At 58.5% G+C, this 11,903-nt stretch carries 13 protein-coding genes; 5 read left to right on the top strand and 8 right to left on the bottom strand.

What is annotated here, in order from left to right:
• Positions 1–49: 49 nt before the first annotated feature.
• Both FBY01_RS11115 and FBY01_RS11110 read left to right on the top strand, forming a co-directional pair.
• Entirely contained in the window at positions 50–610 is a 561-nt protein-coding gene (locus tag FBY01_RS11115; protein WP_010462255.1) for a glycine cleavage system protein R, read from the top strand.
• Positions 611–620: 10 nt separating this feature from the next.
• Positions 621–1,094, top strand: coding sequence for a peroxiredoxin (locus FBY01_RS11110; protein WP_010462257.1), 474 nt, complete (start codon positions 621–623; stop codon positions 1,092–1,094).
• 143 nt (positions 1,095–1,237) lie between these two features.
• Here the strand turns inward: FBY01_RS11110 and FBY01_RS11105 are convergent, their stop codons facing one another.
• Both FBY01_RS11105 and FBY01_RS11100 read right to left on the bottom strand, forming a co-directional pair.
• Complete coding sequence (locus FBY01_RS11105) at positions 1,238–2,308, bottom strand: AI-2E family transporter (protein WP_010462259.1); 1,071 nt, start codon at positions 2,306–2,308, stop codon at positions 1,238–1,240.
• A gap of 31 nt (positions 2,309–2,339) precedes the next feature.
• Positions 2,340–2,579: a sulfurtransferase TusA family protein gene (locus tag FBY01_RS11100; protein WP_007898654.1), complete on the bottom strand. Its 240-nt coding sequence runs from the start codon at positions 2,577–2,579 to the stop codon at positions 2,340–2,342.
• A 98-nt stretch (positions 2,580–2,677) separates the two neighbouring features.
• Between FBY01_RS11100 and FBY01_RS11095 the strand changes: the two genes are divergently transcribed.
• Positions 2,678–4,111, top strand: a complete 1,434-nt coding sequence (locus FBY01_RS11095; RefSeq protein WP_010462262.1) for a M48 family metalloprotease — start codon at positions 2,678–2,680, stop codon at positions 4,109–4,111.
• Positions 4,112–4,189: 78 nt separating this feature from the next.
• Here the strand turns inward: FBY01_RS11095 and FBY01_RS11090 are convergent, their stop codons facing one another.
• The 4 genes from FBY01_RS11090 to rpoE all read right to left on the bottom strand — a co-directional run bounded on the left by FBY01_RS11090 (position 4,190) and on the right by rpoE (position 7,961).
• Positions 4,190–5,608, bottom strand: a complete 1,419-nt coding sequence (locus FBY01_RS11090) for a DegQ family serine endoprotease (protein ID WP_370654422.1) — start codon at positions 5,606–5,608, stop codon at positions 4,190–4,192.
• 188 nt (positions 5,609–5,796) lie between these two features.
• Positions 5,797–6,753, bottom strand: a complete 957-nt coding sequence (locus FBY01_RS11085) for a MucB/RseB C-terminal domain-containing protein (protein WP_145307391.1) — start codon at positions 6,751–6,753, stop codon at positions 5,797–5,799.
• 8 nt (positions 6,754–6,761) lie between these two features.
• Positions 6,762–7,349, bottom strand: a complete 588-nt coding sequence (locus FBY01_RS11080) for a sigma-E factor negative regulatory protein (protein WP_010462268.1) — start codon at positions 7,347–7,349, stop codon at positions 6,762–6,764.
• Positions 7,350–7,379: 30 nt separating this feature from the next.
• Positions 7,380–7,961, bottom strand: coding sequence for an RNA polymerase sigma factor RpoE (rpoE, locus tag FBY01_RS11075; RefSeq protein ID WP_007944079.1), 582 nt, complete (start codon positions 7,959–7,961; stop codon positions 7,380–7,382).
• Positions 7,962–8,520: 559 nt separating this feature from the next.
• On the opposite strand from rpoE, the gene nadB reads away from it, so the two are divergent.
• Positions 8,521–10,137 (top strand): L-aspartate oxidase, encoded by a 1,617-nt coding sequence (gene nadB, locus FBY01_RS11070; RefSeq protein WP_010462271.1) that lies wholly within the window; start codon positions 8,521–8,523, stop codon positions 10,135–10,137.
• On the opposite strand, the gene FBY01_RS11065 is transcribed toward nadB, so the two are convergent.
• Together FBY01_RS11065 and FBY01_RS11060 are read right to left on the bottom strand one after the other, a co-directional pair.
• Positions 10,106–10,558, bottom strand: a complete 453-nt coding sequence (locus FBY01_RS11065) for a protein YgfX (protein ID WP_145307393.1) — start codon at positions 10,556–10,558, stop codon at positions 10,106–10,108. The two genes, nadB and FBY01_RS11065, sit on opposite strands and share 32 nt — an antisense overlap.
• Positions 10,542–10,796, bottom strand: coding sequence for a succinate dehydrogenase assembly factor 2 (locus tag FBY01_RS11060; RefSeq protein ID WP_145307395.1), 255 nt, complete (start codon positions 10,794–10,796; stop codon positions 10,542–10,544). Before FBY01_RS11060 ends, FBY01_RS11065 begins: the two co-directional genes overlap by 17 nt.
• 148 nt (positions 10,797–10,944) lie before the next feature.
• On the opposite strand from FBY01_RS11060, the gene FBY01_RS11055 reads away from it, so the two are divergent.
• Positions 10,945–11,886: a folate-binding protein YgfZ gene (locus FBY01_RS11055; protein WP_145307397.1), complete on the top strand. Its 942-nt coding sequence runs from the start codon at positions 10,945–10,947 to the stop codon at positions 11,884–11,886.
• The last annotated feature ends 17 nt before the right edge of the window (positions 11,887–11,903 follow it).

Below are 11,903 nucleotides of genomic sequence, written 5' to 3'. Positions count from 1 at the left end.
AGTAAAAGCCCGTAAAAGTATCGACCGCTCATCGCTTTAGGAATGCTGCATGTCCACCCCCACAGTTCGCGAACAATTCCTTGTCATCAGTGCCCTCGGCGCCAACCCCATGGAGCTGACTAACGTCCTGTGCCGCGCCAGCCATGAAAACCGCTGCGCCGTGGTCACTTCTCGCCTGACCCGTCATGGCGAGTGCAGCGCGTTGATCCTCGAAATCTCCGGCAGCTGGGACGCCCTGGCGCGCCTTGAAGGCAGCCTGCCGGGCCTCGCCAAGAAGCATGCATTCACCGTTAACGTGGTGCGCAGCGCGGCGCTGGAGAATCGTCCTCAGGCTTTGCCTTACGTCGCTTATGTCAGCTCGGCCTATCGCTCGGACATCATCAACGAGCTGTGCCAGTTCTTCATGGACCACAACGTCGAGCTGGAAAACCTGACCTGCGACACGTATCAGGCGCCGCAAACCGGCGGCACCATGCTCAACGCCACGTTTACCGTGACCTTGCCGGCGGGCGTGCAGATCAGCTGGTTGCGCGATCAGTTCCTGGATTTCGCCGACGCGCTGAACCTGGACGCACTGATCGAACCGTGGCGCCCACAAAACCCAATGTAAGGAAGCTTTCATGGCCGTTGCCATCGACCAACCGGTTGCCGACTTCGAAGCACCCGCCACCAATGGACAGACCGTCAGCCTCGCGGGCCTTAAAGGCAAGCAAGTGGTGATCTACTTCTATCCGAAGGACAGCACGCCGGGCTGCACCACTCAGGGCCAGGGCTTTCGCGATCAGCTTGACGCCTTTAAAGCAGCAAACACCGAAGTCTTCGGTGTTTCGCGTGACAGCCTGAAATCCCACGAGAACTTCAAGGCCAAGCAAGCGTTCACCTTCGAGCTGATCAGCGACAAGGAAGAAGCGCTCTGCCAGCTGTTTGATGTGATCAAGCTGAAGAAGCTGTATGGCAAGGAATACATGGGCGTCGATCGCAGCACATTCCTGATTGATAAGGACGGAGTGCTGCGTCAGGAATGGCGCGGTGTGAAGGTGCCGGGGCATGTGGATGCGGTGTTGGCGGCTGCACAGGCGTTGAACAAGGCCTGAGTTTTATCGTCGTCTGTTCGGACACTATCGCGAGCAGGCTCGCTCCCACGGTTGACCGAGTTGGCCAGCCTGACGCGATCCGATGTGGGAGCGGGCCTGCTCGGGAGCCGCCACCTGCCCCACTGCCTCATCCCGGCTGACTGCTAAAGCAACGGCGCCACCACCGGCTCCTTGCGCGGCCAGGCATCCAGCACAGCCTTGAACAGCGTCGCCAGCGGAATCGCAAAGAACACCCCCCAGAATCCCCACAACCCGCCAAACAACAGCACCGCACAGATAATCGCCACCGGATGCAAATTCACCGCCTCCGAAAACAGCAGCGGCACCAGCACATTCCCGTCCAGCGTCTGGATAATCCCGTAGACCGCCATCAGGTAAATGAACTGATCGCTCCAGCCCCATTGGAACAGCGCGATCAGCATGACCGGGACCGTCACCACCACTGCGCCGACGTAAGGCACCACCACCGACACCCCCACCAGCAATGCCAGCAACGCCGCGTAGTTGAGCCCCAGTACGACGAACCCGATGTAGGTCACACCGCCGCAGATGAAAATCTCGATGACTTTGCCGCGGATGTAATTGGCGATCTGCCGGTTCATCTCATGGGCAACCCGGGTAATCAGCGCCCGCTCACGCGGTAGGTAGCCGCGCACCCACTGACCGATCATCTCGCGGTCCTTGAGAAAGAAGAACACCAGGATCGGCACCAGCACCAGGTAGATCATGATGTTCACCAGCAGAGGCAGACTCGACAGCGAGAACGTCAGTGCCCACTGACCGAACTTTCCGATCTCGCCCCGCGCCACTTCGATGGCCTGCAACACCTGCTCGTCCGACACCAGGTGCGGATAGCGTTCGGGCAGCAGCAACAGCAGCGATTGCCACTTGGCCAGCATCCCGGGCAGTTCGTTGAACAGCGTGATCAACTGATGCCAGAGCAACGGCACCACGACAATAATGAACACCAGCAAAACGCCCATGAACAAGGCGAAGACCAACCCCACCGCGACCCCACCGGGCATGCGCAGGCGTTCGAGGGTAACGACCAGGCCCTGCATCAGATACGCCAGCACCATCCCGGCCAGCACTGGCGCGAGCATGCCGCCCAACGTCAGTACGGCGGTAAAGGCCAGAAACAGCAGCACCGCCAGCACCACGGCTTCTTCATCGGAAAAGTAGCGCTGAATCCAGTCGCGTAACACCTTGAACATCAATAATCCTTAGAAATGAACGCAGCAGGTTTCAGGCTTTTTTCAACCAGTAGCGGTAAACACCCGCCTCATCTTCTTCGCGAAGCAGCGTATGACCGGCCAATCGGGCAAAGGTGCGAAAGTCGCGCTGGGAACCCGCATCGGTGGCGATGACCTTGAGCACCGCGCCACTGGCCAGTCGATTCAGCTCCAGCTTGGCCTTGAGCAATGGCAGCGGGCAATTCAGGCCACTGGCATCCAGTTCGGCGTCATGGGTTACAGCATCGGTCATTGCATCGCTCCGGGTCAGGTGGTGGAGTTGCCTAGAATATCTGGTCCCAGGCCAAGTGTCCGGCTACAGTAAGGTCTTTGTCGACTAAGGCTTTGTGCATGACTTTTTTGCGCCCTACCCTGCTGACGCTCGCTTGCCTGCTCGCCTCACCGGGCTTCGCCGACGACTTGCCGTCACTCGGCGACGCCAGTTCTGCCATTGTCTCGCCGCAACAGGAATATCAACTGGGCCGTGCGTGGCTCGCGCTGTTGCGCAGCCAGGTCTCGCAGCTCAACGATCCGCAGCTCAAGGATTACGTCGAATCCAGCGTTTACCGCCTGGTGGAAACCAGCCAGGTCAATGACCGGCGCCTGGAATTCATCCTGATCAACAGCCCGCAGCTCAACGCCTTTGCGGCGCCGGGCGGGATTGTCGGGGTCAACGGCGGTCTGTTCCTCAATGCGCAGACCGAGGGCGAATACGCTTCGGTACTGGCGCACGAATTGGCTCACTTGTCGCAACGCCACTTTGCCCGAGGCGTGGAAGCCCAGCAGCGCATGCAAGTGCCGATGATGGCGGCTCTGTTGGCCGGGATCGTCATTGCAGCTGCCGGTGCCGGTGATGCCGGGATCGCGGCGATTGCGGGCACTCAGGCGGCGGCGATTCAGGAACAACGACGTTTCTCGCGCCAGAACGAACAGGAAGCCGACCGTATCGGCATCCTCAATCTGGAAAAGGCCGGTTATGACCCGCGGTCGATGCCGACCATGTTCGAGCGGTTGATGCGTCAATACCGCTTTGACGCCAAGCCACCAGAATTCCTGCTGACTCACCCGGTGACCGAATCGCGGATCGCCGACACCCGCAACCGCGCCGAACAGGCCAAAGCGGGCGGCGTCGAAGACACCATGCGCTATCAGCTGATTCGTGCACGCGTTCAGCTGGTCTATGAAGAAACCCCAGGCTTGGGCGCCAAGCGCTTTCGCGCGCAGCTCGACGAGAACCCGAAAAATGACGTCGCTCGTTATGGCCTGGCAATCGCCCAGATCAAGGGCGGCCAGTTGAATGAAGCCCGCGAGAACCTCAAGCTGCTGCTGGCCAAATCACCGAACGAGATCATCTACAACCTGGCCCAGGTCGACCTGGATATCACCAACAATCGCCTGCCCGATGCTCAAACACGGGTTGACCGGATGCTCACCCAGTACCCTGGCAACTATCCATTGAACCAGGTGCGTGTCGATCTGTTGCTGAAACAAAACCGCGCCGCCGATGCGGAAAAGGCGCTCGAAGGCCTGCTGAAATCGCGCCCGGACGATCCGGACGTGTGGTATCAGGTGGCCGAGACTCGCGGCCTGTCAGGCAACATCATCGGTCTGCATCAGGCTCGCGCGGAGTACTTCGCCCTGGTTGGCGACTATCGCCAGGCCATTCAGCAACTGGACTTCGCCAAGCGCAAGGCCGGCACCAACTTCCCGTTGTCGTCGCGTATCGACGCCCGGCAACGTGAGTTGATGGAGCAGGAACGTATGGTCAAGGACATGATGGGCTGACCTGCTTGCGGAACATAAAACGCAGACACAAAAAAACCGCCTCTTTCGAGGCGGTTTTTCATTCAGCCGACAACCGGTTTATTCAGCCAGTTTGAAGGTGATGAAGCTGGCACGACCTTGACGCAGAACTCGCATGGACACCGATCGATTCTTCGGCAGTGCCTTGGCGATTTCAGCGAACTCCTTGCTATCGTTGATTGCCTGGTTGTTCAGGTGAGTGATCACATCATTTGGCTGCAAGCCGATGAGCGATGCAGGACCGTCCTGAACTTCCTTGATCACCACACCACCTTTGAGGTCGTAGGCTTTCTTCTGCTCAGCAGTCAGATCGGCGACGGCGACGCCCAGACGATTGCTGTTGGTTTCAACACCGGACTTGAGTTTCGAGTCCAGCTCTTTACCTTCGTCAGGGATCGCGCCGACCGTCAGTTCGACATTCTTGCGCTTGCCGTCGCGGATCACTTCAAGGTTGGCCTTCGCGCCTTCCTTGAGTGCGCCCACCAGGTGCGGCAGATCGGCAGACATGACGATTGGCTGACCGTTCATGCTCAGGATCACGTCGCCGACTTGCAGATCCCCCTTGGCAGCCGGGCCATCTTCCTGGATCTGAGCCACCAGCGCACCGGCCGGCTTCTCAAGACCGAACGACTCGGCCAGATCCTTGCTCACTTCCTGAATCACCACACCCAACCAGCCACGGCTGACTTTACCGCCACTTTTCAGCTGGTTGGATACGTCCAGGGCCACGTCGATAGGGATCGCGAACGATACGCCCATGAAGCCACCGGAGCGGGTGTAGATCTGCGAGTTGATCCCGACCACTTCACCGGCCAGGTTGAACAGCGGACCACCCGAGTTACCCGGGTTGATGGGCACGTCGGTCTGGATGAACGGCACATAATTTTCGTTCGGCAGGCTACGACCGACAGCGCTGACAATGCCTTGGGTCACGGTATGGTCGAAGCCGAACGGCGAGCCGATCGCTACGACCCATTGGCCGGCCTTCAGGTCCTGGGATTTACCCAGTTTCAGGACTGGCAGGTCCTTGCCTTCGATTTTCAGCAGCGCCACATCGGAACGTGGGTCGGTGCCTATCAGCTTGGCTTTCAACTCACTGCGGTCGGAGAGACGAACGAGAATTTCGTCGGCATCGGCGATCACGTGGTTGTTGGTCAGGATGTAGCCGTCCGGCGAGATGATAAAGCCCGAGCCCAGGGACTGCGCTTCACGCTGGCGATCACCGCGAGGCGAGCGCGGTTGCGGCATGCCCCGTTCGAAAAACTCGCGCAGCGCGGGTGGCAGGCCTTCAAGGTCGGGCATCTGGTCAGACACTCTGCGGTCCGGCAGCTTTTGCGTGGTACTGATGTTCACCACCGCGGGCGAGGCCTGCTCGACCAACTGGGTAAAGTCAGGCAATTCGACTGCTTGAGCAGTGACCGCCTGACCGAGCACCAGCACGGTGGCGAAAATGGACAGATAAGACTTCAAGCGTGGTATCGACATACGGCTCCCGTTACGACGAGCATGGTTAAGCGATATGGAGCAAGGAACACCGGGAAAGATACGCCGGTATTTTTGTTCCGGGAACAACAAAACAAGGCCAGAGCCGTGAGGCTCTGACCTATAGAAAAATTCAGGTTTTTTTGCAAATTGAAATGCTCACTAAACATTTCGATATCAGCTCACTACTTGGTTGCAGTGGCATCGGAGCGCATGGACAGCGCAATCCGTTCAGCAGTACCTATCGGAATCTCACCGACCACGGTCACCATCATCTCGCCTTGAGGGGTCGTCAAGCGCCGAGAAACAGCAGCGGTTGGGCCTAACTGGGTGCGGGTGTCGGTTACGGTGGCACCATTCAACGGCTCAAGGAATACCGAAAACCGCGCCAGACCATCGTCGTACATCAGACTGGTGATCTGGGTTTTGGTCTCCGTATCTTTATGGGTGCTGCTGCTGGTCAGCTCGAAACCGGGCGGGAGCCAGTCCGAATGCCAAACTTGGGCGGCCTTGACGGCGGAAGCCTTGTCGCTGTCGAGTTTGACCACCTTGCAATCGTCGCCTGCCTGCAAGTCGCGGTCAGACGGCACGTTGTCGGTATTCAGCTGGGTGAACTGGAAACGCTCAAGCAACTGCCCTTTGTCATTCAGTAGCAATGACTTCAACGGCAAGCCGGTTTCCTTATCAAGGTGCAGCTCAAAACCGTAGCGATGCTGATCACGTGGCTTCAATGAAATAATCACTGCCGCACGCCCAGCCACACGCGACTTGCCAATGACGGCAAGCTCATACCAATTCTTCAACTTTTGTGGATCGAGTGCACGAGGAGCGGAGTTGGAAGAGTCCCCAAGCCCTGCTATCAGGACGCCGCTGACGCATTGAGTATGCCCATCAATGCGAACGACTTCCTGTGCTGAGCCGTCGAGCTGCAGTAAACGCTCACGGACCTTACCATCCTGGACACGGTGCCAGATGTTATGGGTAGAAAAGCTACCGTTACGCTCGTAAACGAAAGTGCCGTAAAAGCTTTGCTGTTGCTCGGCCTGACCAAGACGGGTCAACCAGTCCTGGGCTTCATCGGCGTGGGCTGGAACAATGAACCAGCCACCGAGCAGAAGCGAAAGTAGAGGTATGGCGCGCATGATCCTCCTTAACGGTTTTCCAAGCTTGCTGCACGAGCGTAAGGCAGAGCGCTCTCAGTACCTTTCAGTGCAGCCTGTTGAGCATGTTGGCGCAAGTAGCCTGGCAGACGCTGATCGTGCCAGCCTGGTTGACCTTGCAATACGCCGTTGGCCATAGGGCCAGTGGCTTCCGAACTTTCATTGTAGCCTGCCAATACAGCTGGACCCTTGACCTGAGGAACGGCCAGACCCGGTTGACTGGATTGCTGGGCAAGTTCGACACCCGCGATCTCGTCCTGGTTGTACAAACGCACACCTGCCAGTACGGCAACGGTCACCGAAGCAGCGACAGCCAGTCGACCCAGGCTGCGCCATGGACCACGGGAGACTTTTGCCGGTACGGCTTCGTCGGCCAAAGCAGCAGAAACTGCCGCGGCGATGTCCAGACGAGGAAGCAGCAGATCCTTGTGCATAACTGCCCGAGCGATTTGATAACGAGCCCAGGTTTCACGGGTTTCTACATCGTCAAAGGCATTTAATACCCGACGCAATTCCAGTTCGTCCGCTTCGTTATCCATCACTGCGGACAGCGATTCCTGCAGGGCTTCACGACTCATGGCGTTCCTCTCTTGGCTATCGCCGCTGTCTCAGTTTTCCTGCAACAACGGCTGCAGGGCTTTATCGATGGCCTCCCGAGCGCGGAATATCCGGGAGCGCACGGTACCCACCGGACATTGCATGACTGCCGCAATGTCCTCGTAACTCAGACCATCGAATTCACGTAAAGTTAAAGCTGTACGCAAATCTTCTGGCAGTTGCTGAATGGTTCGATGGACGGTGCCTTCGATCTCATCCCGCAGCAATGCACGCTCTGGCGACTCGAGATCCTTGAGGCCATGATCGCCATCGTAGAACTCTGCATCTTCGGAACTGACATCGCTATCCGGCGGCCGGCGGCCGCGTGAAACCAGATAATTCTTCGCCGTGTTGATGGCGATGCGGTAAAGCCACGTATAAAACGCGCTATCTCCGCGAAAGTTTCCAAGTGCGCGGTAGGCCTTGATAAAGGCTTCCTGTGCCACATCCTGGGCTTCATGGGTGTCGTGCACGAAACGCACGATCAACCCGAGAATTTTGTGCTGGTATTTCAGCACTAGCAGATCGAAAGCCCGCTTGTCGCCGCGTTGAACGCGCTCGACGAGCTGCTGATCCTCTTCCTGGGTTAGCATGAACACTCCTCGATAAGCTCGGAGGAGGCTTGCATAACTAAACGACCAGACTTGCAAACATAGACTCGGGCTTTTCGCAAAAGTTCTCCCCCTCCAAGCAAGTTTCCTGCGGGCTCTGTTTTGGCACGCACGAAAAGCGCAGCTCGGCATGACCCGGCTGCGCGAATAATCTTGTCATCGGATTCACTGGCCAGGACCAAAACGCAAGCCCCCCTCCTGAAACCGACACTGTCCTTCTTTTCAGGCACCGTCTATTGATCTTGGGCCTTTGGCAAAAGTTCCAAATATTTATAGCCAGGCGAAAGCGACATTGTGCAACCCTGGACAGAAAAAGACTGTTAAATCGTTGATACAGTCACCTCGTCGCCGAACCGGACGAAAAATCATCCGACGAAGCGTCAGGTATTTTCCGTCACAGTAGTTTCACAATGCCATATGCGCTCGGGTATTGTGCCGCTCCCCCCCTCTATATACTAGTGGGCTGTGTGGCTGCCTTGACTCGCCGTTCCACGAGTCTTGCGCCAACCCCGACCCGGGTCGCTTTGAGCGGAATCCTGAAATGAGCCAACAGTTTCAACACGATGTTCTGGTCATTGGCAGCGGTGCTGCCGGTTTGAGCCTTGCGCTGACCTTGCCCGGTCATTTGCGCATCGCCGTACTGAGTAAAGGCGACCTCGCCAACGGCTCGACTTTCTGGGCCCAGGGCGGCGTTGCTGCCGTTCTGGACGACACCGATACTGTCGAATCCCACGTCGATGACACCCTCAATGCCGGCGGTGGCCTCTGCCACGAAGACGCCGTGCGCTTTACCGTCGAGCACAGTAAAGAAGCCATCCAGTGGCTGATCGATCAAGGCGTACCGTTTACCCGCGATGAACAATCCGGCACTGAAGACGGTGGATTCGAGTTTCACCTGACCCGGGAAGGCGGTCACAGTCATCGACGCATTATTCATGCGGCCGATGCCACAGGCGCGGCGATCTTCAAAACCCTGCTCGCCCAGGCCAGACTCAGACCGAATATCGAACTGATGGAACAGCGGGTCGCCATCGACCTGATCACCGAAAAACGCCTGGGCCTGGAAGGCGATCGCTGCCTGGGTGCTTACGTGCTGAATCGCAGCACCGGCGAAGTCGACACGTACGGTGCACGATTCGTCATCCTGGCATCCGGCGGCGCAGCCAAGGTCTACCTCTACACCAGCAACCCCGACGGCGCCTGCGGTGATGGCATTGCCATGGCGTGGCGTTCCGGCTGCCGGGTGGCCAACCTGGAGTTCAATCAGTTCCACCCGACCTGCCTTTATCACCCGCAAGCCAAGAGTTTCCTGATCACTGAAGCCCTGCGCGGCGAAGGCGCACACCTGAAGCTGCCCAACGGCGAACGCTTCATGCAGCGTTTCGACCCGCGTGCCGAACTCGCGCCCCGGGACATCGTCGCCCGCGCCATCGACCATGAGATGAAGCGCCTGGGTGTCGACTGCGTCTATCTGGACATCAGCCATAAGCCCGAAGCGTTCATCAAGACTCACTTCCCGACGGTGTATGAACGCTGCCTCGAGTTTTCCATCGACATCACCAAACAACCGATCCCGGTGGTTCCGGCGGCGCACTACACGTGCGGCGGTGTGATGGTCGATCAGCACGGTCGCACCGACGTGCCGGGGCTGTATGCCATTGGCGAAACCAGTTTCACCGGCCTGCACGGCGCCAACCGCATGGCCAGCAACTCGCTGCTGGAGTGTTTTGTCTATGCCCGTTCGGCCGCGGCGGACATTCTGGAACAGCTGCCGCAGGTGTCGGTTCCGATCGCCCTGCCCGTCTGGGATGCCAGCCAGGTCACCGACTCCGACGAAGACGTGATCATTGCGCACAACTGGGATGAACTGCGGCGATTCATGTGGGACTACGTAGGCATCGTGCGCACCAACAAGCGCTTGCAACGCGCGCAACATCGCGTGCGGCTGTTGCTGGACGAGATCGACGAGTTCTACAGCAACTATAAGGTCAGTCGCGATTTGATCGAGTTGCGCAACCTGGCCCAGGTGGCGGAGTTGATGATTCGGTCAGCCATGGAGCGCAAGGAAAGTCGCGGCCTGCATTACACCCTCGACTACCCGAACATGCTACCCGTTGCGCTGGACACTATTCTGGTGCCGCCCACCTACGTCGACTGAATGTAAGCCTGACCCGCAGGCGCCGGTGCACATCCGCCGCCTGCGAGTCGTGGGGAACGCAGATTGATCTGACTCGCCGCTCGCCTCGCAGTCGAAAACGCAGCACCACCATCAGCGGTAACGCCAGGCTGTCCGGCCTTAGCTGCACGGGCTGCCAACCTGCGGCCTGATTCCACAACTGCCAGCCGTCGGCATCACGCCGCAAACCGCAAAATGCCTGTGGATGCGTCAGCATAATCTGGCGTGGCAGCAGCCAGATTCCGTGAACCACACACAGCGTCATGCCGAGCAGACTGGCCCAGAGCGGTAAGGAGAGCAGAAACAAAGAACCCAGCGCGAACAGCTGGGCCATAAGATACGCCGCCAGCAACTGCCGTGAGGCATGCCAGCGGCATTCGAACGCATTACTTGGGCTGGACACGATCCAGGATCATGCGAACCATGCGCTGAAGCTCCGGATCTTCCGATTCGGCGCGTTCCATGAACCAGCCGAACATGTCCTGGTCTTCGCATTCAAGCAGCTTGCGGTAGCACTCGCGATCTTCCTTGTTGAGGTGCGGGTAGACCTCCTTAACGAACGGCACCAGCAACACGTCAAGCTCAAGCATGCCGCGGCGGCTGTGCCAGTAGAGGCGATTCAGTTCAACATCTTCGACCATGGAGCGCTCCTCAAATAGGCGGCAAGTATACAGCCCCGGCCCCGGTCGAACACTCGGCTTTGGTCGGGCGCCATCGACCTTTGTGAACTACCCATTTCGAGAGCGCCCCCTTATGATGTCCCCCAGACTCTTTACCCTGCGATGACCCATGGCCGATTCTGCTTTTTTCTGCACCCTGTCCCATGAAGGCGTTCTTGCAGTCCGCGGCGCGGACGCCAGCAAATTCCTGCAAGGCCAATTGACCTGCAACCTCAATTACCTGAGCGATACCCAGGCCAGCCTCGGCGCACGCTGCACGCAGAAAGGCCGGATGCAATCGAGTTTCCGTATCGTGCTGGAAGGTGACGGCGTGCTGCTGGCGATGGCCAGCGAGCTGCTTGAGCCGCAGTTGGCGGACCTGAAAAAGTACGCCGTGTTCTCCAAATCCAAACTGACAGATGAAAGCGCCGCCTGGGTCCGCTTCGGACTCGATCATGGCGATGCCGCACTGAGCAGCCTGGGTCTTGAGTTGCCGGCAGACACCGACAGCGTCGTGCGTCATGAAAGTCTGATCGCCATTCGTGTCTCGCCGGACCGCGCCGAACTGTGGGTCGCCGCCGATCAGGCCGACCTCATCAAAAGCAAGCTGTCCGCCCTGCTGTCCGAAGGCACTCTGAATCAATGGCTGCTGGGCCAGATCCGCGCAGGGATCGGCCAGGTCATGCCGAGCACCCGCGAGCTGTTCATCCCGCAGATGCTCAACCTGCAAGCCGTCGGTGGTGTGAGTTTCAAAAAGGGTTGCTACACCGGCCAGGAAATCGTCGCGCGCATGCAGTACCTGGGCAAACTCAAGCGTCGTTTGTATCGCTTGACGTTGGATGCCAGAGAATTGCCCGAGCCTGGCACGCCACTGTTTTCCCCGTCACACGGCAGTTCTATCGGCGAAGTGGTGCTGGCCGCCAGCGCCGGGCAAAACATTGAACTCCTGGCCGTGCTGCAAGCCGAAGCAGCAGAAGGTGGCGACATTCATCTGGGCACCCTCGAAGGGCCGGCCCTGCACCTGCTCGACCTGCCTTATCAACTGGATCGCGATCGCGAAATCCAGCGTTAACCGCAGCACTTGTTGTA

The sequence above is a fragment of the Pseudomonas sp. SJZ077 genome (assembly GCF_007993905.1).
In the GTDB taxonomy this organism is placed as follows: domain Bacteria; phylum Pseudomonadota; class Gammaproteobacteria; order Pseudomonadales; family Pseudomonadaceae; genus Aquipseudomonas; species Aquipseudomonas mandelii.
Note: the sequence above shows the minus strand (reverse complement) of the source record. Positions and strands in the feature narration are given on the sequence as shown.

What these genes read in the sequence shown, in the direction of transcription:
- FBY01_RS11115 (WP_010462255.1), top strand. Translation starts at nt 50, where the DNA reads ATGTCCACCCCCACAGTTCGCGAACAATTCCTTGTCATCAGTGCCCTC.
- FBY01_RS11110 (WP_010462257.1), top strand. Translation starts at nt 621, where the DNA reads ATGGCCGTTGCCATCGACCAACCGGTTGCCGACTTCGAAGCACCCGCC.
- FBY01_RS11105 (WP_010462259.1), bottom strand. Translation starts at nt 2,308, where the DNA reads ATGTTCAAGGTGTTACGCGACTGGATTCAGCGCTACTTTTCCGATGAA.
- FBY01_RS11100 (WP_007898654.1), bottom strand. Translation starts at nt 2,579, where the DNA reads ATGACCGATGCTGTAACCCATGACGCCGAACTGGATGCCAGTGGCCTG.
- FBY01_RS11095 (WP_010462262.1), top strand. Translation starts at nt 2,678, where the DNA reads ATGACTTTTTTGCGCCCTACCCTGCTGACGCTCGCTTGCCTGCTCGCC.
- FBY01_RS11085 (WP_145307391.1), bottom strand. Translation starts at nt 6,753, where the DNA reads ATGCGCGCCATACCTCTACTTTCGCTTCTGCTCGGTGGCTGGTTCATT.
- FBY01_RS11080 (WP_010462268.1), bottom strand. Translation starts at nt 7,349, where the DNA reads ATGAGTCGTGAAGCCCTGCAGGAATCGCTGTCCGCAGTGATGGATAAC.
- rpoE (WP_007944079.1), bottom strand. Translation starts at nt 7,961, where the DNA reads ATGCTAACCCAGGAAGAGGATCAGCAGCTCGTCGAGCGCGTTCAACGC.
- nadB (WP_010462271.1), top strand. Translation starts at nt 8,521, where the DNA reads ATGAGCCAACAGTTTCAACACGATGTTCTGGTCATTGGCAGCGGTGCT.
- FBY01_RS11060 (WP_145307395.1), bottom strand. Translation starts at nt 10,796, where the DNA reads ATGGTCGAAGATGTTGAACTGAATCGCCTCTACTGGCACAGCCGCCGC.
- FBY01_RS11055 (WP_145307397.1), top strand. Translation starts at nt 10,945, where the DNA reads ATGGCCGATTCTGCTTTTTTCTGCACCCTGTCCCATGAAGGCGTTCTT.